This is a genomic window from Paracoccus rhizosphaerae (genome assembly GCF_026162645.1).
Taxonomy (GTDB): domain Bacteria; phylum Pseudomonadota; class Alphaproteobacteria; order Rhodobacterales; family Rhodobacteraceae; genus Paracoccus; species Paracoccus rhizosphaerae.
In genome coordinates this window covers 46,566-66,484 of record NZ_JAOTBE010000008.1, presented here as the reverse complement: position 1 = coordinate 66,484, position 19,919 = coordinate 46,566, and the positions used below count along the sequence as shown (strand labels likewise).

The 19,919-nt window shown below is 63.3% G+C and carries 20 protein-coding genes; 4 read left to right on the top strand and 16 right to left on the bottom strand.

Going from position 1 to position 19,919, the window contains the following annotated elements:
* Position 1: 1 nt before the first annotated feature.
* The 6 genes from OC184_RS05280 to OC184_RS05255 form a co-directional block, all read right to left on the bottom strand.
* On the bottom strand, positions 2 to 1,534 hold the full coding sequence (locus OC184_RS05280; RefSeq protein ID WP_265506142.1) for a sensor histidine kinase: 1,533 nt from the start codon (positions 1,532 to 1,534) through the stop codon (positions 2 to 4).
* A gap of 228 nt (positions 1,535 to 1,762) precedes the next feature.
* Positions 1,763 to 3,541 carry a SulP family inorganic anion transporter gene (locus OC184_RS05275; protein ID WP_265506141.1) on the bottom strand — a complete coding sequence of 593 codons (1,779 nt, stop codon included), beginning with the start codon at positions 3,539 to 3,541 and terminating at the stop codon, positions 1,763 to 1,765.
* A 3-nt stretch (positions 3,542 to 3,544) separates the two neighbouring features.
* Positions 3,545 to 3,928 carry a rhodanese-like domain-containing protein gene (locus OC184_RS05270; RefSeq protein WP_265506140.1) on the bottom strand — a complete coding sequence of 128 codons (384 nt, stop codon included), beginning with the start codon at positions 3,926 to 3,928 and terminating at the stop codon, positions 3,545 to 3,547.
* A gap of 11 nt (positions 3,929 to 3,939) precedes the next feature.
* Positions 3,940 to 4,857 (bottom strand): MBL fold metallo-hydrolase, encoded by a 918-nt coding sequence (locus tag OC184_RS05265; RefSeq protein ID WP_265506139.1) that lies wholly within the window; start codon positions 4,855 to 4,857, stop codon positions 3,940 to 3,942.
* Positions 4,854 to 5,294, bottom strand: a complete 441-nt coding sequence (locus OC184_RS05260; protein WP_265506138.1) for a DUF6691 family protein — start codon at positions 5,292 to 5,294, stop codon at positions 4,854 to 4,856. The genes OC184_RS05265 and OC184_RS05260 overlap by 4 nt, the downstream gene beginning before the upstream one ends.
* The gene (locus OC184_RS05255) at positions 5,294 to 5,746 is read right to left on the bottom strand and encodes a YeeE/YedE family protein (protein ID WP_378926246.1); all 453 of its coding nucleotides are present in this window, start codon (positions 5,744 to 5,746) and stop codon (positions 5,294 to 5,296) included. Before OC184_RS05255 ends, OC184_RS05260 begins: the two co-directional genes overlap by 1 nt.
* Positions 5,747 to 5,842: 96 nt before the next feature.
* Between OC184_RS05255 and OC184_RS05250 the strand changes: the two genes are divergently transcribed.
* A complete protein-coding gene (locus OC184_RS05250; protein WP_265506136.1) occupies positions 5,843 to 6,157 on the top strand; it encodes an ArsR/SmtB family transcription factor in 315 nt (104 codons plus the stop codon).
* A gap of 34 nt (positions 6,158 to 6,191) precedes the next feature.
* Here the strand turns inward: OC184_RS05250 and OC184_RS05245 are convergent, their stop codons facing one another.
* From OC184_RS05245 to dsbD, 5 genes are read right to left on the bottom strand one after another with little or no spacing between them, the layout of a single operon-like run.
* The gene (locus OC184_RS05245) at positions 6,192 to 6,740 is read right to left on the bottom strand and encodes a L,D-transpeptidase (RefSeq protein ID WP_265506135.1); all 549 of its coding nucleotides are present in this window, start codon (positions 6,738 to 6,740) and stop codon (positions 6,192 to 6,194) included.
* A gap of 33 nt (positions 6,741 to 6,773) precedes the next feature.
* Positions 6,774 to 7,409, bottom strand: a complete 636-nt coding sequence (locus OC184_RS05240) for a DsbA family protein (protein ID WP_265506134.1) — start codon at positions 7,407 to 7,409, stop codon at positions 6,774 to 6,776.
* Positions 7,406 to 8,140, bottom strand: coding sequence for a L,D-transpeptidase (locus OC184_RS05235; RefSeq protein WP_265506133.1), 735 nt, complete (start codon positions 8,138 to 8,140; stop codon positions 7,406 to 7,408). The genes OC184_RS05240 and OC184_RS05235 overlap by 4 nt, the downstream gene beginning before the upstream one ends.
* A 1-nt stretch (position 8,141) precedes the next feature.
* Complete coding sequence (locus OC184_RS05230) at positions 8,142 to 8,948, bottom strand: TlpA disulfide reductase family protein (protein WP_265506132.1); 807 nt, start codon at positions 8,946 to 8,948, stop codon at positions 8,142 to 8,144.
* A complete protein-coding gene (gene dsbD / locus OC184_RS05225; protein ID WP_265506165.1) occupies positions 8,945 to 10,750 on the bottom strand; it encodes a protein-disulfide reductase DsbD in 1,806 nt (601 codons plus the stop codon). The genes OC184_RS05230 and dsbD overlap by 4 nt, the downstream gene beginning before the upstream one ends.
* Positions 10,751 to 10,842: 92 nt before the next feature.
* On the opposite strand from dsbD, the gene OC184_RS05220 reads away from it, so the two are divergent.
* From OC184_RS05220 to OC184_RS05210, 3 genes are all read left to right on the top strand, one after another.
* Entirely contained in the window at positions 10,843 to 11,517 is a 675-nt protein-coding gene (locus tag OC184_RS05220) for a winged helix-turn-helix domain-containing protein (RefSeq protein WP_265506131.1), read from the top strand.
* On the top strand, positions 11,517 to 12,851 hold the full coding sequence (locus OC184_RS05215) for a sensor histidine kinase (RefSeq protein WP_265506130.1): 1,335 nt from the start codon (positions 11,517 to 11,519) through the stop codon (positions 12,849 to 12,851). The genes OC184_RS05220 and OC184_RS05215 overlap by 1 nt, the downstream gene beginning before the upstream one ends.
* A gap of 172 nt (positions 12,852 to 13,023) precedes the next feature.
* Positions 13,024 to 13,563, top strand: coding sequence for a DsbA family protein (locus OC184_RS05210; RefSeq protein ID WP_265506129.1), 540 nt, complete (start codon positions 13,024 to 13,026; stop codon positions 13,561 to 13,563).
* Between the two features lie 190 nt (positions 13,564 to 13,753).
* Here the strand turns inward: OC184_RS05210 and OC184_RS05205 are convergent, their stop codons facing one another.
* The 5 genes from OC184_RS05205 to OC184_RS05185 form a co-directional block, all read right to left on the bottom strand.
* Complete coding sequence (locus OC184_RS05205; protein WP_265506128.1) at positions 13,754 to 14,029, bottom strand: type II toxin-antitoxin system RelE/ParE family toxin; 276 nt, start codon at positions 14,027 to 14,029, stop codon at positions 13,754 to 13,756.
* Positions 14,022 to 14,315 (bottom strand): type II toxin-antitoxin system RelB family antitoxin, encoded by a 294-nt coding sequence (gene relB, locus OC184_RS05200; RefSeq protein ID WP_265506127.1) that lies wholly within the window; start codon positions 14,313 to 14,315, stop codon positions 14,022 to 14,024. Before relB ends, OC184_RS05205 begins: the two co-directional genes overlap by 8 nt.
* Before the next feature lie 447 nt (positions 14,316 to 14,762).
* Entirely contained in the window at positions 14,763 to 16,796 is a 2,034-nt protein-coding gene (locus OC184_RS05195) for a type IV secretory system conjugative DNA transfer family protein (protein ID WP_265506126.1), read from the bottom strand.
* Positions 16,789 to 18,927 (bottom strand): relaxase/mobilization nuclease domain-containing protein, encoded by a 2,139-nt coding sequence (locus OC184_RS05190; RefSeq protein ID WP_265506125.1) that lies wholly within the window; start codon positions 18,925 to 18,927, stop codon positions 16,789 to 16,791. Before OC184_RS05190 ends, OC184_RS05195 begins: the two co-directional genes overlap by 8 nt.
* Positions 18,908 to 19,582: a helix-turn-helix domain-containing protein gene (locus OC184_RS05185; protein ID WP_265506124.1), complete on the bottom strand. Its 675-nt coding sequence runs from the start codon at positions 19,580 to 19,582 to the stop codon at positions 18,908 to 18,910. The genes OC184_RS05190 and OC184_RS05185 overlap by 20 nt, the downstream gene beginning before the upstream one ends.
* Positions 19,583 to 19,919 lie beyond the last annotated feature (337 nt).

Here is a 19,919-nt window from a genome sequence, read left to right as displayed (position 1 = left end):
GTCACGAGGACGTAGCCTCTGTCCGTTCCGCAAGTGATGCGACATCTGCAGAGAACGTGAAGGCGAAGCCGGTGGGCCGGTAGTGGAGGGAGACTTCAGCGTCCAGTTCCATGGCCGTTCCCCGCTCGATCAGCTGCGTTCCGAAGCCCTTGCGCGACGGAAGTGTCACGGGCGGACCTCCGCGCTCCCGCCACTCAAGGTGCAGTCTGGGTTCAGGGTTCCGCTGGACAGACCACACAATCTCGACCTGCCCGTCCTTGGTGCTCAAGGCACCATACTTCGCGGCATTGGTCGCAAGTTCGTGAAAGGCAAGAGAGAGCGACAGGGCAGCGCGAGTGCCCAGAGGAATGGACGGCCCGTTGATCTGGAAACGATTATGATCGTCTCCTCCATGCGGGGCTAATGCTGCGGAAACCACCTGAAGGAGGTCGGCACCTCGCCAGCTGTCCCTGGTCAGCACATCCTGGGCACGTGAAAGGGCACTGACACGCGCACTAAGGGCTTCGCAGGCTTCCTGCGTGGTGGGATCTTTCAGAGTTTGCCGGATAATTGCCTGGACGGTTGCAAGCGTGTTCTTCAGCCGGTGGTTCAACTCGTTCATCAGGAGGCGCAGATGCGCTTCCCCGTGAACGCGCTCCGTCACGTCATACCCTTCGACGAAGATGCCTTCAACGGCCCCGTCTCCATCAACGATCGGCTGGTAGACGAAATCCACGAAGCGCTCTTCCACAGGAGCATCAGGAGCACGCTGGAGGCCGACCTTGAACGAGCGGCCAGTGTAGGGTTGCCCGTCTTGATAAACCCGGTCGAGGAGCTCGATAAAGCCTTGGCCCACCACTTCGGGAAGCGCCTCGCGCACTGGCTTTCCCTGGACTTTTCGATGCCCGACGAGCTGCTCGTAGGCGGGATTGACCAGACCGAAGACATGATCCGGGCCCTCCAACATGGCCATGAAGCCGGGAGCCTGGGCGAAAAGCTGCTGCAGGCGCTCGCGCTCGGCTCGCACCCGCCTATCAGCCAGAACCCGTTCGGTTGTCTCTACCACTACCGCAAGAACGCCCGCTGCCGTGCCGCTCTCGTCGATGACCGGCGCGTAATCAAGATTCAGCCAAACCGGCGCGGGGATCCCGTTCCGGTTGAGCGTCAACTCCTGATCCTTGAAGGAAAGGGTGCCACCAGCCATCCCTACCGTCATGACACGGTCATTGAAGTCGGCGGCTTCTGGCCAAGCCTGACGCACCTTCATGCCCAGCTGCATCGGGTGACGGTCGCGTGCGAAGACCGCGTAAGCATCATTGTAGATCATGACGCCATCCTCTCCCCAGAGAACAGCCATCGCGACAGGAGCGCGCAGGATGATGCCCACGGCTGCCTTGAGGGTGGAAGGCCAATTCTCAGCCGGTCCAATGGATGTAGCCGACCAGTCGAACCCTCGTACCAGGGCGCCCAACTCGCCTCCACCGGAGAGAAAGGCCATGTCGCGGGACTTGGCGTCGGAGTCGCCCATTATCATGCTGCTGTCCTTCATGCTCATGGGCAGGCGCCGGCAAGCCGTTCCGGCGCGCCCGGACCGTTGCACTCATGTCGCACCAGCCAGAACGGGTCAACCTTGAAGCATTAGCGTTTCAATAGCATCTGCATCGTCTTAGTACATTGTGGACCTGAGGAGCCCATAGCCGCCTTCCAGCTACACGCGGCGGTGCTTATGCAGCATCATGCACCGGCGCCTATAGCGGTCATTCGGCAAGACTAGATGATCTGCCTATTCGAGACTGGAGTGACGGTTCAGCAGGGGGGCTGCCAAACGGGTAGCATGTGATGTATGCGCCACCGCAGGAGCAAGCGTCTCCAGAGCTTGATAGTGCGACAGGAACACCTCTCCCGTAAGATGATGCAGGAAGTCGCTGCGCTTCAAGCGATCCATGACGGGACCCTTGACCTCGGACAGGTGCAGGCGAATACCCGCGTCCTCCAGACGATGCATGACCAATTCCAGACTTTCGAGGGCACTTGCGTCTACGCTATTGACGGCTGCGCAGTTCAGCACGACGTGGCGAAGATCGGGGCGCTCCGCGACCTCCTGCTGGATGACATTCTCGATGGCGCGGGCATTGGCGAAAAACAGGCTTTCGTCGATGCGCAGCCCGAGGATCTCCGGCGTGCAGACCACATCGTGTCGCAGGACATTGCGGAAATGCTGCGTGCCCGGCACTTGGCCGATCACCGCGATATGCGGACGGGAAGTCGCCCAGAGATGCAGCAGGACCGAGACGGCGACGCCGGCAATGATGCCGCTTTCCACCCCGCGCCCCAGGGTCACCAGCAGCGTCGTGGCCAGGGCTGCAAAATCTGCACGCGAATATCTCCAGGTCCGGGACAGGGCGCCGAAGTCCGCCAGGCTCAGGACCGCCACGATGATGGTGGCCGCCAGAACCGCGATCGGCAGGTGAAACAGCAAAGGCGTCAGGAACAGCGAGGCCAAGGCGATGCCGATGGCCGTGAAGGCGCCGGCCGCCGGGGTCTGGGCGCCGGCGTCGAAATTGACAACTGATCGCGCAAAGCCGCCCGTGACCGGGTAGCCGGAAGAGAAGGCCGCGGCCAAGCTGGCCATGCCAAGACCGATCAGCTCCTGATCCGGACTGATGGACTGGCGCCGCTTCGCTGCCAGGGTCTGCGCCACCGACACCGACTCAACGAAGCCGATCAGGGCGATCAGCGTGGCAGCTGGTAAAAGGGTAATCCAGAGCGACAGGTCCAGAGCCGGCAGTGACAGCGGGGGCAAGCCCTGGGGTACGTCCCTAACCACGGCCACACCCTTTGCGTCGAGATCCAGCCCCACGACGAACAGGATCGAGGCGATGACGACCATCACCGGACCTGTTCGGGACAACAGAACGGCAATTCCTTCCGGTACCTTCAGGACCCGGAGCGTTGGCTTGAGAGACTTGCGCGACCAGAAGAGGAATACGGTCGCTGTCGCCCCGATCGTCAGCGTCGGCAGATGCATGTCACCCAGGCTCCCGATCAGGGACGGTACCATCTCGAACACGGTATGCCCTTGGGCCTGCGTGCCAAGAATGTGCTTCAGTTGACCGGTCGCGATTAGCAGGCTGGACGCGGTGATGAAACCGGAGATGACAGGGTGCGACAGCAGGTTCGCAACAAACCCGAGGCGGAAGATCCCCATCGCCAGCAGGATCAGTCCTGATAGAAGCGCCAGCGCCAGCGCGGCCGCGATGTACTCCGGGCTGCCGGGTGAAGCGACGCTGCTGGCAGCCGTGGCGGTCAGAAGCGAGACGACCGCCACAGGACCCACCGAGAGGGTGCGGCTGCTGCCAAAAAGGGCGTACACGACGAGCGGCAGGATCGAGGCGTAAAGCCCGATGACAGGCGGCAGCCCGGCGAGCATGGCATAGGCCAAGGACTGAGGGATCAGCATGATCGTGACGATCACCGCTGCCATCCCGTCGCTGAGGAAGACGTGCCGATCATAGGCACGCCCCCATTCCAGGATGGGCAGGTAATGCCTCAGCCTTGCCATGCCTCAGCCCTCGACGGGAAGGCCGTTGGCCTTCCAGGCGGACAAGCCACCTTCGATGAGGTCGGCCTCATACCCCATGACGCACAGCGTATCGGCGGCCAGCGCCGCACGGCCGCCAGAGGCGCAAAGGACATGCACCCGTCCCATGCCGCGCATACCGGTCAATTGCGCCACTGCGGTCGCGGTGGTGGCATCGGCGCGTGTTTCCAGAATGCCGCGCGGCACATGCAGCGCGCCCGGCACGCGCCCGTCCGTTTCCAGTTCCGCCGGTTCGCGCACGTCGAGAACAAGATCGCCCTGCTCGGCTGCCCTTGCGGCATCGGCGGGCGAGACCGCCGTAACACGGCTGCGGGCGTCCTCGACAAGCTGTTTCATGGTCATGGTCATGCTCAGTCTCCTTAGAAGCGGTTGACCGGGATCTTCAGGTAGTTGTTGCCATCTTCTTCGGCCGCAGGCAGGCGCCCGCCGCGCAGATTGATCTGCAACGCGGCCAGGATCCGGTCGGGCAGCGCCAGGGTGGCGTCCCGCTCGTTGCGCAGCGTGATCCAGTCTTCGCGCCGGGTGCCGTCCTTGACGTGACGGTTTCCGGCACGGTGCTCGGCCACGGTGGCTTCCCATTCCGGCTCGTCACGCTCCTCGGTGCCGTAGTCGTGGCCGACAAAGAGGCGTGTCTCGCCCGGCAGGGCGAGGATCTCCTGGATCGAGTCCCACAACTCCTCAGTCGTGCCGCCGGGGAAGTCCGCGCGCGAAGTACCGACATCAGGCTGCATCAACGTGTCATGTGTGAAGGCGGCGTCGCCGCAGACATAGGTAATCGAGCCGAGCGTGTGGCCGGGCGATAGCATCACCCGCACCTCAAGATCGCCGATTCGGAAGATCTCGCCCTCAACGAATAGTCGGTCGAAGTCGCGAGCCGGATCAAAGGCATCAGGGAGGTTGTAGAGACCGGCCCAGATGCTTGCGATATCCGGGGCCTTCTCACCAATGCCGGTGGGCGCGCCGATGCGCTCCTTCAGAAGCGCAGAGGCCATGACGTGATCGGCATGGGGATGCGTGTCTAGGATCCATTCGACGCTCAAGGCGTTCTGCTGCACCAGGTCCAGGACCTGCTCCATGCTGTCCGTCGAGAAACGATAGTTCTTCGGGTCCAGGTTCCAGACGACATCGATCAGCGCCGCCTTCTTCGTGGCCGGGTCCGCGCAGATATACTGGATCGATCCGGTATCCGGCTCGTAGATGCCCCAGACATCGGGGCTGCCTGCCCCCCGCGACGGCGAGTGGCGCACGACCGGCTGCTGGAGGTTCGAATTGCTCATGTTGCTGCTCCTTTTGTGTTGAGAAGCCCCAAGCCCTTGATCCAGGCGCCAGCCCACAGGCCAACCAGCATGGCCGGCAGGAAGATCAATGTTCCCGGTGCCAGAAGAGGGAGAGCGGTCCAGGCCGGGCCCGGGCAGAAGCCGCCGATCCCCCAACCGATCCCGAAAAGCGCCGCCCCGGTGACCAGCAGTCTGTCGATGCTGCGGCCCGTGGGAATGTCGAAGGTTTGGTCAAGGACCGGCGCCCGACGCCGCCAGACCAAGCGGTAGCCGATGAACGCCGTGACGGTAGCCCCGCCCATCACAAAGGCCAGGCTCGGGTCCCAGCTTCCTGCCAGATCGAGGAAGTTCAGCACCTTGGCTGGGTTGGCCATGCCCGAGATCACCAGCCCCAGCCCAAAGACGAGCCCGCTGAGAAAGCCCCACAGAATGCGCATCACACTCCCCCCAGGACGTGGCGAAGAAGGAAAACCGTAATGAAGCCCGTCGTCATGAAGGTCGCGACGGCGACCAGCGACCGGCCCGACAGCCGTGCCAACCCGCATACCCCATGGCCCGAGGTGCAGCCCGAGCCGAGCGCCGTCCCGAGGCCGACAAGAAGCCCGGCGATGGCCATTGCCAGCAGGTTCTGCGGAACTGTCTGCGCCACGGTTCCGCCCGCCGCCATGATAAGCATCGGCGCCGCCAGCAGTCCCAGCAGAAAGGCCCACCGCCAGTCCCGGTCCTTCGGCGCGCCGCGCAGCGGCAGGATGCCGCCCACAGCGCCTTGCGTGATGCCAGAGATCCCGGCGATGCGGCCGAAGATCCCCATCACCATTACCGCGCTCAACCCGATCAGCACGCCGCCGCCAAGAGACGCCCATGGCGTAAACGCAGTTTGTATTTCCATCTCCATTCCCGCTCTCCAATCAATGCGGCGACACTTGCCTCGTCGCCCTTGCAGTGCTATATATTAATGAATACTAAATCAGTCAAGGCTAATATAATGGAACTGGACGATCAGGCTTCGCAGGTTCTGCAAGAGCGAGCCGACTATGTTGCCGGACGGCTGGCACTGGTCGCCAATGCCAAGCGCCTCTTGATCCTGTGTGAACTGGCCAAGGGTGAGCGCTCGGTCGGCGCGCTCCAGCAAGCGGTGGGCTTGAGCCAGTCGGCCCTGAGCCAACATCTGGCCAAGCTGCGCGAGGCGGGCATGGTGGAAACGCGCCGCGAGAGCCAGACGATCCACTACCGGATCAGCGATCCGGATCTCGAGGTGCTGATGGCGGCCCTTTACGAGGCCTTCTGCAAGGACATCTGACGCGGCGGCGTGTTCCGTTTTGCCTGTCCGCCATTCAGATGATCCGGACCTGTGTGCCGACGGGACACATCCCGAACAGCTCCTCGATCTTCTCGTTGTATAATCCGATGCAGCCATCAGACGACAGCCGCCCGATCTTGCGCGTGTCATGTGTCCCGTGGATCAGGTAGGCGGGCCAGGACAGATACATCGCATGCGTGCCCAGGGGATTGTCCGGGCCGGGGCCCATCGGGCGGTAGTGAGGGAACCGCTCCATCATCGAGGCGGTGGGCGTCCAGCTGGGACCCTCCTTCTTGCGCACGATCTCGGTATAGCCGCGCTTCGTCAGTTCCTCCGAGATGGGAACGGAGGTGGGATAGGTCCGATAGGTCTCCCCATCCCCTGACCAGAAATGCAATGCGCGGGAACCGGTATCGGCGACGATGGCGCCAAGCCCCAGTTCGTCAAAATGATCCTGCCAGCGCTGCATGGTGAAACTGCTGATGTTGCGATCCGGCCCCGATTGCGCCCGCGCCACGACCGGTGCGGCCAGGCCGCCGACTGTGATCAGCCCCATCATCCGACGGCGTGAAACTTTGTTCATCTTCTGCTCCTTCTTGGTTGTGAGAAATCGGGTTCAGGCGCCGCTGCGCGCTGCGGCGATGGCCGCTCGCAGGCGGTCCCGGTCCAGCGCGCCAGCGTGAATGGTGCGGCCGATGATGAAGGCCGGGGTACCCTGCAGACCAAGGGCGGCCGCCTGCTGTGCATTGCGGCCCATCAGCCCGTCCCACCGTTGCCGATCCTGTCGATAGATTTCCAGCATCCTGTCAGGATCATGGCCGGCTGCGGCCAAGGTCGTCCGCACGTCTTCCTCGGTCAGACGTGCAGGCGTTGCCATCAGCGCTGCTTGCGCCGCCGCATAGCGTTCCGGATCTGCTGCCCCCAGCACCATTTGCGCGGCAAGAACCGAAGCGCTTCCGAAGATCGGCCAGTCCTTCATCACCAGGCGGATGTTTCCATCGGCTTCGACTTCGTCCATGAGATCAGGATGGCCGCGCTTGCAGAACGGGCACTGGTAATCGAAGAACTCGGCAATGGTGAGATCCCCTTGCGGGTTGCCCAGGACAGGCTGATCGGGATCATGAAGCACGTCGTCGACGCTCGGCTCGCCCGCGCGGCCGGACTGACGCAGCAGTGTCCATGCTCCGCCACCAAGCGCCACGACACCGGCGCCAGCACCGGCGGCGAGAAACGTTCTGCGGTCAAGGGTCATGTCGGTCCTCCGGTGGCGGTCGGCATCTGTGCGGCGGGCGGCGTTGTTCCCCGTCCCGACTGCGCTTGCGTCAGAACCACGACCTTGCTCATGCTGCGGGTATTCTCGGCCAGGTGGATGATGTCCTGGTTGAACAGGCGAATGCATCCGGCCGAACTGGCAGTGCCGATCGACTGCGGGTCGGGCGTGCCGTGGATGCGGTAGAAGGTGTCGCCGCCGCTGTTGTGGATATAGAGCGCTCGCGCGCCCATTGGGTTCGAGAGCCCACCCTCTACGCCGGCCGCCGAGGGGCCGTACTGCTCGGGGTTCTCGGCCAGCATGCTGTCGGTGGGGGTCCAGCGGGGCCAATCACGCTGATAGGGGATATGCGCCTCGCCGGTGAAGCCGTAGCCTGCGGCGCCCACGCCCACGGTATAGCGCATGGCCTTGTTGCCGGGCTGTACATGATAAAGCCGCCTGGCATGAGGATCGACGATGATGGTGCCGACAGGTTCTTCGGTCCAGTAGTCCACCAGCTGCCGGGCCTTGTCCTCGGTCAGCAGGCTCTCGGGAATGGCGGGAACGGTCAGGTTCCCGTCATCCTGTGCGGCATACATGGCCGCAGTTTCCGGCCGGACCGGAGGCGGCGCGGGGGCGGCGGGCGGTGCCTCGGTCACATGCGAGGCAGGCTCGCAGGCAGCCATCGCCAGCAAAGCTGTTCCGGCCAGAAACACCCTCAGAAGCTGTGTCATGTCATTCCTTTGCAGTCTCGATCAGGGAGCGGAGTGCGGGGCGGGAGATCTCGCCGGTATGGGCTGCGACCAGCAGGTCCTGCTCATCGAACACCAGAGTGCTGGGAAGCCCCACGGCGCGCAGCCGGCTCATCAGGTGCCCTTGCGGATCGCGCAGCATCCCGCTCAGCGGCAGGCTCTCGGCCGCAAGAAAGGCAAAGATCTGATCCGCGCGCTCGCCCTGGTTGGCGAAGACGAACCTGACCTCCGGCAACTCGGCCGCCAGTTCGGTCATCATTGGCATCTCTCGGCGACATGGCGGACACCACGTGGCCCAGAGGTTCAACACCGTCACCTGGCCCCCTCCGGACAACTGGACGGGCGTGCCGTCCAAAGCAAGAAGCTCCATCGGCGGCAGGCGCATCTGCGGACGGGGCAGCGCCGCCGTGATCGCCTGATGCGCGACGACCGCCACTGCGACAGCGATCAGGACCGGACGCAGGACTGCGCCGTGCCCTCGCAGAAGGGCCCAAAACAGGACGGCGCCTGCTGCCAGCCACCCCGCCCATGCAGAAAAACCACCCTGCCAGAGCTTGAACGCGTCCAGCGGTGATGCAGCAAAGTCGCCCCAGTGGGATATCACAAAGCCGGCTCGTGCCCCCAGGATCCAGGCCAGCACGAGCCAACCGGCCCAAGCCCCAAGGTTCCGCTGATGTTGGCGGCCGTACCGGGCCCCCAGCTCCATAATCACGAGGAACAGCAGGATCGACGCGACTGCTGCCAGACGGGATGCGTCAAAGGCGAAGGGACCGATGGAGATCGCGTTCATTCGACGACCTTGGCGATAGAGGCGAGAAGATCCGGTGTCTCCACGTCGCCGACAAGACGGCTGCTCTGCGGCTCGGACCGTGCCGCATCCACGAAGATCATCGTCGGCGGACCTGCGGCGGCAAGGCTTGTCATCAGGGCCTGCGCTTCCGTTGTGAAATCGGTCACGTCCACTTTGATGCGCACCAAGTCGTTCAGGGCCTCCTTGACCTGCGGATCGGACATTGGTCCCCGCTCAATGGCGCGGCAGGTCACGCACCAGTCGGCGGTGACATAGATCAGGGCGGGCTGTGATCCCTGCAGCGCGGCATCAAGTCCGGCTTGCGTGGTCACGGTCCGGAACGACGGCTGATCCGGCGATACCTGCGCCACCCGGTTGGCCAACGGAGCCAGGGGCCGCATCGGATCATCGGCACCAAGGGCCGCACCGAGGCCCTGCACCAGACCTGCGAAGACCAGCAGCAGGCCTGCGGCCGACACCATGCGCGGGCCGCGCGGGGTGTCCGGTGCCAGGCGGTCCAAGGCGCCGAGCGCGACCCCGCAGCCCGTCAGCAGTGCCGCCCATAGCGCCAGAACCGCAGGTCCCGGCAGGATGCGCCCGGCCAGCCAGATCGCCATTCCCAGGAAAACCGCGCCAAAGGCCAGCTTGACCCGCTCCATCCAGGCCCCGCGGCGGGGCAGGATATGCGGGCCGAAAGCCCCCACCGCCAGCAGAGGTACTCCCTGTCCAAGCCCGAGCGCGAAGAGAGCCGTGGCACCCAAGGCCACGTCACCAGTTTGCGCGATGTAAATCAATGCCCCCGCCAGCGGTGCCGTCACACAAGGGCCGACGATGAGCGCCGAGCCGAAACCGAGCACCGCCGCTCCGCCCAACGATCCGGCAGAGTTCGGACGCTGTGCCAGACGGGCCTGCCAGCGTGTTGGCATCTGCAGCTCGAACAGGCCGAACATTGACAGCGCCAGCATCACGAAAATCGCCGCGATGACGCCGATGGCCCAGGGCGATTGCAGCGTGGCTTGCAGGTTGGCTCCAGACCAGGCCGCCACGACCCCAAGCAGCCCGAAGGCGGAGGCCATTGCGACAACATAGGCACCGGTGAGTGCCAGCCCTCGCCCCGCAGTCATCCCGCTGCCCCGGCGGGTCAGCATTCCGGCGACGATGGGGACCATCGGCAACACACATGGCGTCAGAGACAACAGCAGCCCGAAGCCGAAAAAGCCCAGCAGAACGAACACAACGCCGCCCCGGCCAGCCAAGTCGGCCACGAGGCCCTCCTCTTTGGCGAGCTTCAGCCCGTCCTGCCCCTCGGAGGTCGCGCTGTCAGGCGCGCCGGGTTGCGGAGCGTTGCCGTCCGCGCGCCAGGATCCGAAAGCTTCGGCTTCAGCAACTTGTTCGGCACGGACCGTCCCGTCCGTCTCCAGCACCACCTGTTGGGGCGCATAACAGATACCGTCCTGCTGGCAGCCTTGCCAGTGCAGGGTGACAGCCCCCCGAGGATCGGGGATCGTCGTCGCAATCGGCGCGCGATAGATCTCGTCGCGTCCCATCCAAGGGTCGTCATAGACCTCACCCTCGGGCAAGATGAGGGGAATGGCTGCACCGTCAACATCGAAGGCTTCGATCTTGCTGCGATACAGGTAATACCCCGGCTGCACGTCCCACGCGATCTGCAGGCCGCCCGCCGCGTCAGGCGTCACGCTCAGCACGAACGCGTCAGAGGGATCGAGTGGCGGAGCAGGCTGCGCAAGCGCCATACCGCTCCAGAATGTCAACGCGGCGAGCGCCGCCCATAGGATTCGCATCATCATGGTGCTGCGGCTAAGGAGGCCAGCTTAAGCGAGGCTTAAGCTTGGCGCGTCACACCGCCAGACATGAACGCAGGGAGGGCCCCGTGATGCGGTTGCTGATCGTTGAAGATGATCCGGTGCTTTCGGAAGGGCTGTCCGTCGGGCTGGGCTTGTCAGGATTTACAGCCGATACAGTGGGCAACCTGGCAGATGCACGCGCCGCACTCGAGCACAGCGAGTTCGCCGGCATCGTCTTGGACATCATGCTGCCGGATGGAATGGGCACCGATCTTCTGGCGGAGATGCGGGCGAAGGGCAACACGCTGCCAGTGCTGCTGCTGACGGCGCGAGACCAGGTGCGGGACCGGGTTGCCGGCCTCGACGGGGGTGCGGACGATTATCTCGGCAAGCCCTTCGATCTTGACGAGCTGGCGGCCCGGGTCCGTGCCATGCTGCGCCGGCAGGGTGGGCGGGCAAGCCCTGTCCTGCACTGGAGCGGGTTGGAACTCGACCCGGCCGCGATGACTGCCAGCCGAGAGGGCATCCGCCTGCGCCTGTCGCGGCGCGAGTTCGCCATCCTGCACGCGCTGGTCGAGCACCCGGGCCGCATCCTGTCGCGGGCGCAGTTGGAAGAGCGTCTCTATGGCTGGCAGGAAGATGTTGAAAGCAACACTGTCGAGGTGCATGTCCATCATCTGCGCGCCAAGCTGGGCCGCGACCTAATCCAGACCGTGCGCGGCCTCGGCTATTGCGTTCCGGCCAGCAAAGGAGGGGCCGACTGATGTCGATCCGCCTGCGCCTCATTCTCATTCTGACACTTGCCACCAGCGCGATCTGGTTATCGGCAGCATTGTGGATCAACGTCTCCACACGTGCGCAGGTCGAGCAGGTGCTCGATGCCCGGCTCGCGGAGGCGGCGAACATGGTCAGCTCCCTCATGGCGGACCGGCGCATTGCACTCGATGAGGCCGGGGCGCAGGCCACCATCGCGCTGCCGGGGGCGGGAGAGTATTCGCGCCAGTTGTCCTGCCAGATCTGGTCGCTCCGAGGAAATTTGCTCGGGGCCTCTTCCGGAGCGCCCGATCAAAGGCTGTCCGAGGGCGAAGGTTTTGCCACGACTCTGATCGAAGGCGAGCCTTGGCGTGTCTTCACCGTGGTGAATCCCGACGTGGGGGTGCGGGTGATGGTAGGCGACCGGATCCAGGTGCGCGATCGCCTGGTGGGCGATGTGGTGCAGGGGCTTCTCTGGCCGCTGGTGGTGGTTTTTCCTGCGCTCGCGCTGCTGATCTGGGTCAGCGTCGGCCGCGGACTTACGCCACTGGCGCATCTGGAAAGCACTCTGCGCAACCGCAAGCCGGACGACCTGAGCCCGCTGGTGGGAGTTGGCGACCCACGTGAGATCCGGCCGGTGCGCCGGGCGCTGAATAGCCTGTTCCAGCGTCTTGACAGTGTTCGCAGGACCGAGAGGGACTTCACGGCATTTGCGGCACACGAGTTGAAGACGCCCCTGGCCGGGCTGCGGACCCACGCGCAGATCGCCCGGATGACCTCCGATCCGGCAGTGCGCGACCGGGCTCTGGCCACCATCACGACCTCCGTTGACCGCACCGACCGGATGGTGCGCCAGCTCCTGGACCTGACAGCCATCGATCAGGACGCGGCTTCGGTCGAACGACTGGACGTGGCTGCCCTGCTTTCCGAGATTGCCCAGCAAGCCGAGGATCAGGCACGTCCCCGGGAGGTGCGCCTCGACGTGCATGCCGAGGACCTCCCGCCACTCGCGGCGCCGCGCATCCTGGTCCACAGCGCTCTGCGCAACCTCGTCGAGAACGCGATCCAACATTCCCCTCAAGGCGGGACGGTCACGCTGATTGCATCCTGTGATGGGGCATTCGTGGTGTTGAGCGTCCGCGACGAAGGTCCAGGTATCCGGCCTCAGGACCGGGACCGGGTCACGGACCGCTTCTGGCGTGGTCCCGGCCGGGAAGTCCATGGCAGCGGGCTCGGCCTGGCAATCGTTGCGGCAGCCGTCCAGCGCATAGACGGACGGATGGAGCTGGGCAGCGGCAATGGCGGGCAAGACGTGACAATCGCTCTGCCACTGTCATCCGTCTGACCCCCCACACCCCTTAAGCCGCCCTTAAGCTTGGGCAGCCAGCCTCCGACGATCCTGCGCGAGAGCGCGTCGAACTGTCTGAGGTTGAAGAATGCACCGTCGAAACTTCCTGATCGCCAGCACCGGCTTGCTGGTCCTGCCCACCGTTGCCCTCGCGGCACGGGACAATCCCATGCCTGAGGAACTGAGACAGGTGCTGGAGCACGATCCGACCGCCCCTGTCCTCGGAAACCCCAATGGCGATGTGACGTTGACCGAGTTCTTCGACTACAACTGCCCCTTCTGCCGCAAGATGGTTGATCCGATCCATCGCCTGATACTGTCTGATCCAAACCTGCGTGTCGTCTTCCATGAATGGCCGGTGTTCGGGGCCGACTCGGAAGCGGCGGCGCGTGCGTCGCTCGCCTCTCTTCAGCAGGGCCGGTATTGGCAGATGCATCGGGCCATGTTCGCCATTCGTGGCAGAGCCGGTGCCGACACCGCCCTGCAGGCCGCCAAAGAGGCAGGCCTCGATCTGGCACGTCTTCAGCAGGACATGCAGGCCGAACAGGTGGAGCGACACATCACCAACAGCTTCCTTTTGGGGGATCACATGGGACTGATGGGCACGCCCAGCTTCATCGCCGGCGACGAGGGAGCTTTTGGCGAGTACAGCTTGGACGACATGCGGGCCTTGATCGGTCGGGCCCGGGAGACCTTGGCACGACCATGATTCAGGATGCCGAATTGCCTCATGGCGAAGCGGAAGTTCCGTCTGCTTTGTTATGATCCCGCATCAAGGCACATCACGATTGAGAGGGGCTTGCTGCGATCGCGAACGGCAGCTTCGTCCGCGTAGCGGACCTTGGGGGCGCATATACTGCTGGCGGAGCGAAGGTCCGGGGGGCAAGCCTGCCAAAGGCTCATGGCCACATCTGCGCAGCATGGAGCACACGCAGCACAGTTATCGCCGCTGCGGTCTCGGCATAGACCACGATGTAATTCGGCCGGACCACCAACTCCCGCGTACCATCCACCCGGCCAGGTCGGCAGCGTTTCGGATGGGCGGGGAGCTGCGCCACCTTCCTATGTATCTCGTCCATCAGAGCCAGAGCGGCATCCGGGTTGTCGTCCGCTATATAGTCGACAATCGCCAGCAAGTCCGCGATTGCCGGAGCCTTCCATTCGAGTTCAAGCACGGCGCTTGTCGTCGATCATGGCACGAGCATCTCGCATCACCTCGTCGTGCGGCGTGGCCGGGCGTGGATCGGTCAAGGCTTCCTGAACCTTGGCGCGGAACCAAACGTCATAGGCATCCGGATCTGCTGTCAACCCGGCGGGCAAACCGCCTTCGGCGGCAACGCGGGTCAACAGGATGCGCACGGCATCCGAAAGAGTAAGCCCGACAGCGGCCAAGGCGTCGGCTGCTTGCGCTTTTAGATGATCGTCAACGCGAACATGAAGCATCGAGGTCTGGGCGGGCATGGCGTATCCTCCGGTTCTGCAACCAACATGCGTCTCAATTGAGATACGATCAAGCCTCGCCAAAGCACTGTCAAAAAACTTTGTTCTTCTGACAGAGCCTGAGCTGTCGCGGCCGGCCATCGCGAGCTGCCTGATCTTCTAGGCTGACGTTCAGAGAGCGTGGAAGGATCGACGTAATAAGCGCCCATCCTTCCTCATGCCTGCCCCAATTTTCCATTAGCACCCTCGCCGCCCTCTGCGGGAAGATCGCGCGGATGAAGGGGGAGAGAGGATCGGCACCCGAGGTGCCGCCCTTTCAACTGCCGGAGCTTGACCGTCGCCTCCCGGAGGCTTGCCCGTCGCTCGGCTGCCTGCACAAAATGGCCGGCGGTGGCAGAGGCTGGCGATGATGCCCCCGGTGCTGGCCTGCATGGAGGAGGGGCTGCGCCATGGTGGACACCTGTCCACTTATCCTGCTTCCAAGGCATATCCATCATCGCCGGATGAAATCCTCCGCACCTTCTCGGTAGCCTCGACCATGACCCTGACCGCAGCATCGGTTGTGGAAATTGCCAGGCCTGACCCAACAAGCGGGCTCAGGTCCCGCTGCCGCCGCAGGACGAGCGGTGCCGCGCTGTCGGCCTTCGGCGAAGCTGCGTCAGAAGCAGGTGACTTCGCTGGAGACTGAGCATCGGACGACGTCTTGCCAATCTGCTCAAGGACGACACGGGGCAGGGCAGCCTTGACCCGGCTCCGGTTGGCAGCAACGGCGTCCACCTTCTGAGCCAGTTCAGTGATCTTGTTGGTGGCGAGCATCAACTCGCCACGCATCGAGCGCAGTTCCTTGTCTTTGGGATCAGGCCCTGGCAGCGGACCTTTCTGTGCCTCGAAGATGGGCTTCAGCACCTTGTCATCGAAGTAACTGATCCGCCACGCCTTGATCGGGTGATGCCCATTGGCAAGGATGATCAAATCATCCTTTTTCAGCCGCCCCGCCTCGTCCTCGGTCAACAGGTCACGTTCTTCATGCCGCTCGGAGATGTTGATCCCGTTGAAGGGTCCCTTTCCGATGGTCCGGGACTTCGAGGTGACCCGGACGGTGGTCTTGCCGACAGCTGCCGATAGCTCTGCCTTGGTGCGCTGCTCGGCGGGTGCGAGGTAGATCTTGACGCCTGCACCCCCTTGCAGCGAAAGCCGGGTGTCTTCGCCATAGATCTTGTCGAGGGCGGGTATAGTCTGCGTCACCACGGCCAGGTGGCCGCCATAGGCCCGCAGCGTCTTGATGCTGTCCGTGACACTCGGCATGCGGCCCAGCATGTCAAATTCGTCCAGCATGATCATGACGCGCCAGGGCTCGTCTTCGCCAGGAAGACGGTCGTGCAAGCTCGACAGCAGGTCCGAGAAGAACAGCCGGACGAGGGGAGCGATGGCTGTCATCTTGTTGTGGGGCGGCGCGATGAAATAGGCAGACTGCGGAAAGCGCCGGAAATCGCGGAAGGAGAAGTCGCTGGTCTCCGTCGCCCGGTCGATGGCGGGGTTCGACCAGAGCGACAGGCCCGAGGTCATCAGAAGCGACAGATAGGACGTCAGGGTGCGGTCGTTGGTCGAGGCCAGGCGCTCGAAGATCAGGCGGGCCGCCGAACTTTGCACATCATCCGCATACTTCATGTACTGCTTCTGCTTGTCGCCGCCCGCCGAGGCCAGCCGATAGATCTCGCCCAAGGTCGGGGTGCCGCGTTCGATCGCATAGATGCCGCAGGCCACGAACAGGTCGATGCCGCCTTCAAGCAGGCCCTTGGTCCCATCGTCCTCAGCCTCCAGGAAGAGTTCGGCCAGAAGCCGGATTTCCATCTGGCGCTGGTCGGGGTTCGGCAGTGCGTTGATCCGATCCAAGGGATTATAACGATGACCGGGATTTTCCCAATCGAGCGGCGCGAACCGCCAGATCTTGTCGCCCATGGACTGCCGGTGGCGGCTGGTCAGCTCGAAGTTTTCACCCTTCACGTCGAGAACCACGGCGCTGCCCTGGAACAAGAGAAGGTTCGGGATCACGAAGCTGATCCCCTTACCCGCCCCGGTGGGAGCGACAAGCAGGCAATGGGGAAAAGCTGCTGAACACAAAAACCGTCCTCGGCCTTCTGGTGATCCTGTCTTGCCCACCACGAAGCCGCGTCCCGGCTTTCCCAAAAAGCCGTTCTTCTTCAGTTCACGCCTGCTTTGCCAATGCGCCGTGCCGAAGGTCGGCAGCTTCTCGGTGAGGACATTGGCTGCCAGCACCAGCGACAGAAGAACAAAGCCGGCCCAGATCAGGTTGAGGATCTGAAACGCGCGGGGATCGGTGGAGCGCAGAGACGGATATTCCCGCACAATTGCCAGCCAGTCGAGATACTGGCCGTTGTAGCCACGCCAGAAGGACAGAAAGCCGGTTCCGACAATATAGGCAAAGCCGGTGCCCAGGACGGCAAAGAGCAACGCCCCGCCCAGGATGTGCAGCTTATTCATGACCGCCTCCCTCATGACCGCGCCCTTGGCGCTGCCGTTCGCGTTCCTCGCTCAACTCTTCGCTGACACGCTCAAGGCCGTGCCGGGCTTCCGGGTCGTTGGACGTGCGCAGATAATCCCGGGCCATGGTCAGCTGATCGTCGCGATCGCCAATACCGCGGAGGACATCCACGTCACCATGCTTCAGCCGGTCCAGTTCATCGCGGCTGAGCGTCCGCTCGATCGCCTCGCGCAACCGCCGCTCTTCCTCTGCCCCAACCGGACGGGCATATCGGGCGAGTTCGTTATAGTCAGCGCCCGTGCCGTCACGCGACCCGATCGAGGTGGTTGGCGCATGATCAAGCGCCTCCGCTTGGCGCGACCGCTCCATCTGAGCCGATGGATCGAGGCTGTCCCGGAAGCGGTAAGCCTCAGCGCTTCTGTCCGCCGCTTCCCGCAGGGTGCCGTAGGACATCTTGTCATCATAGGTATAGGTCGGTTCGCCTCCCCGATCGGAGGTCTCAACGGCGGGATAGAACCGGCCTTCATGCTCGATCACAACGCTGCGGGTCTCGTCCCCGCCATCGTGAGAAACCCGTTCGCCTTGCACGTAGACCTTGGTCTCCATGTCTTCAGCGTCGACCTCGCGCTGCGTTCGCGCCATGGAATTGGTTGCGGCGTCAAGCTCGTGATCGGCCTCGACCGGTTCAGCGTGCCGGCTGGCCGCACGCCCATGAATGGCATCATCCACGCCATAGGCGTCCGCGACACGATCATACGCCGCATCCACCACGACGATCGCCTGCTGCAGTTGTGCCTGATCTCTCAGATCCAGGCCGCGCAAATCGGCCACGCTTTGCAGATCCTGCTGAACCCACCGGGCTTCCAAGGCTGCGGAAGTGGCGCCGACGCGCATCCGGGCCTCGACCTCGACCGGATCGATGCCGGTCCCGTCCAAGGCGGCTGTCAGCTTGTCGCGCCCTTCGAGCGCAAAGCGTGTGTTCACCATGCCGAGGTTCTGCGCTGAATAGATGCCTTCTTCACTGGCGGCCTCGTGCAGATCGCGCGACCGGGTGCCCAAGGGCTGCAGATGCTCCACAGAGGTCAACGCCTCGGCCAATTTGCGCTCCATGGCGGGACGCTGGTTCGGGGCCGCATCCGTGATGCGCTCTTCGGCGTCATCGACCGCCCTTCTCAAATTCGCGGCGGCTGTGTCGAAGTCTTCGACCAGGGACATGTAAGGCTCTCCTTTCGCCAGAATAGCGCCACCCCCGGCCAGGACCGAGGATGCTTTCTCAAATGCGGTTGCCAGATCCTGCAGGTTCTGCTGCGAGGCAAAGCTCCCCAACTCGCGATAGCGCAGGGACCAATCGCGAACTTCTTGCGTGGCGCGGCTTAGATCTTCGCCAATGCGCGGCTTTCCTTCCGGGGCTTCAAAAGCGCGTCCTGTCTGCACCGCGTTTTCCCGTGCCCGCCGCCACTCCTCATCTGTGGGCGGATAACGGAGATGTCCGCGCTGCAAACGCGACGTGGCCTCAAGTCGAATGCCGTAGCGATCGGCATGATCGACCATGGCTTCCTTGAAAGCCTCATAGCTGTATTCCGTGCCCCGCCGCAGGATGAAGTAATCACCCTCCTGCCCCCGCCGGTTGACGATGACATGGGCATGGGGGTTCTTGTTCGGACTGTCGGTATGAACCGCAATCATGTAGTCAAACCGGCCGCCGAGCTTTTCACGGCAGATTTCTCCGGCAATCAAGCTGACATGGCTGGGCTTTGTCCCGCGCGGAAAGGACATCAGCAAATGGCTCGTCCGCGCCGCATTCATCTGGCCTTTCCAATGATCAGACCAACGCGATACGGCAGCCTCGATTTGGTCCGGGCACAATGTCTTTGCGCCGTCGAGCAATCCCCGGGAGTCGTGAATATCCACGCTCTTGGAGAAGAGGTAATTGAACTGGGCGGAAAGCTGACCTGGTGAAGAGCATCCGCCGGTGCGGATCATCTTGAAGACAGCGGGAGAGGCGCCTTGGGCCGCGCGCGCCATATGACGGGCATGACCAATACTCCTGCCCCGGCCGACCTTTCCCCAGTCCTCCTCAAAGAGCCTGCCGGTGACGGCAGTCACCGCATTAACCCGGCCCATCACCATCCCCCATCATCTCGGCAACGAAACGGCGGACTGTCTTTGAAGCCCGTTTGCTCTCCATTTCCCGGACGGTCACCGACACGGATTCAAGCTGTTCGAGAAGATCAGCCAGCAGCTGCTCCTGCGGCGGGGTCAGCTTCAGCTTCTGGCCACGTCGCACCTCGTAGTTCTTGGTCGCGACAAGCTGGTTCACGTTCCGACCGATGGCGGACAACTCGCTGGCGAGCCCTCGCAGGGCATCGGCCAGGTGGGGATCGGGCTCCAGAAAGCCGGCCGGCACGCGACACATCCGACGCAGTGCATCGGCTCTGCTCGAAAGACCCAGCTGTCCCGTAAAGGCGTCAAAGGCGGCAAGGCTGTCACGATCGACCGTGAACGATACAGGCGCCGTGCCGGCATCCGCGACCGCTTCCTTCCCATGAAAAGCGTGAAGGGCGCGGTAGATCGTTGGCCGCGTGACACCATAGGTCTTGGCCAACACGGTGACAGGCACACCCGATCGAACCGAGGCGGCAATTTTCTTCACGTCAGAGGGGGTGAGTTTGGAAGTCCGTCCGGGCATCAATCGGGTGTAAAAAATTAGATCTGTATTTCTTGCCAATCTACAACCCACCGTTGAGCATGGCTGATGGAATGTCAATGACGTCAGGCTGGTCAACGGTGGGTTTCCGCTTCGGGCGGAGGTTGCAGCGACGCCCCCTGCGAGTCTGCTTGCAGTGTTTCAGAGTTGCTGGAGTAGACCCCTCAACTGTCCCCATAGAAATGCGGCAGGCCAGGCAGCCGGTTTCCCAGAGCACCTTGAGTTGAGGCTTCGATACAGCGGGCTTCGAACCAGCGCTGCGGGTGGAGAAGATTAGGAAATTATGCCGGAGCTGGATGACGATCGATCGCGATGTTTGATTATGCCGCAGGAGGTGACGGGAGCTCATGACGCCATTTCATGACGCCGGGTTATGAGCTAACATCATGCCGCTGATCCATGAGGTTAAACCATG

Bases quoted from the DNA above. Each gene is read 5' to 3' on its own strand.
- OC184_RS05195 (WP_265506126.1), bottom strand. From the start codon at position 16,796: ATGAATAAGCTGCACATCCTGGGCGGGGCGTTGCTCTTTGCCGTCCTG.
- OC184_RS05265 (WP_265506139.1), bottom strand. From the start codon at position 4,857: ATGAGCAATTCGAACCTCCAGCAGCCGGTCGTGCGCCACTCGCCGTCG.
- OC184_RS05230 (WP_265506132.1), bottom strand. From the start codon at position 8,948: ATGAACGCGATCTCCATCGGTCCCTTCGCCTTTGACGCATCCCGTCTG.
- OC184_RS05250 (WP_265506136.1), top strand. From the start codon at position 5,843: ATGGAACTGGACGATCAGGCTTCGCAGGTTCTGCAAGAGCGAGCCGAC.
- OC184_RS05215 (WP_265506130.1), top strand. From the start codon at position 11,517: ATGTCGATCCGCCTGCGCCTCATTCTCATTCTGACACTTGCCACCAGC.
- OC184_RS05240 (WP_265506134.1), bottom strand. From the start codon at position 7,409: ATGACCCTTGACCGCAGAACGTTTCTCGCCGCCGGTGCTGGCGCCGGT.
- OC184_RS05235 (WP_265506133.1), bottom strand. From the start codon at position 8,140: ATGACACAGCTTCTGAGGGTGTTTCTGGCCGGAACAGCTTTGCTGGCG.
- OC184_RS05190 (WP_265506125.1), bottom strand. From the start codon at position 18,927: ATGGTGATGGGCCGGGTTAATGCGGTGACTGCCGTCACCGGCAGGCTC.
- OC184_RS05280 (WP_265506142.1), bottom strand. From the start codon at position 1,534: ATGAGCATGAAGGACAGCAGCATGATAATGGGCGACTCCGACGCCAAG.
- dsbD (WP_265506165.1), bottom strand. From the start codon at position 10,750: ATGCGAATCCTATGGGCGGCGCTCGCCGCGTTGACATTCTGGAGCGGT.
- OC184_RS05245 (WP_265506135.1), bottom strand. From the start codon at position 6,740: ATGAACAAAGTTTCACGCCGTCGGATGATGGGGCTGATCACAGTCGGC.
- OC184_RS05220 (WP_265506131.1), top strand. From the start codon at position 10,843: ATGCGGTTGCTGATCGTTGAAGATGATCCGGTGCTTTCGGAAGGGCTG.
- OC184_RS05255 (WP_378926246.1), bottom strand. From the start codon at position 5,746: ATGGAAATACAAACTGCGTTTACGCCATGGGCGTCTCTTGGCGGCGGC.
- OC184_RS05210 (WP_265506129.1), top strand. From the start codon at position 13,024: ATGCCTGAGGAACTGAGACAGGTGCTGGAGCACGATCCGACCGCCCCT.
- OC184_RS05260 (WP_265506138.1), bottom strand. From the start codon at position 5,294: ATGCGCATTCTGTGGGGCTTTCTCAGCGGGCTCGTCTTTGGGCTGGGG.
- OC184_RS05270 (WP_265506140.1), bottom strand. From the start codon at position 3,928: ATGACCATGACCATGAAACAGCTTGTCGAGGACGCCCGCAGCCGTGTT.
- OC184_RS05275 (WP_265506141.1), bottom strand. From the start codon at position 3,541: ATGGCAAGGCTGAGGCATTACCTGCCCATCCTGGAATGGGGGCGTGCC.
- relB (WP_265506127.1), bottom strand. From the start codon at position 14,315: ATGCCCGCCCAGACCTCGATGCTTCATGTTCGCGTTGACGATCATCTA.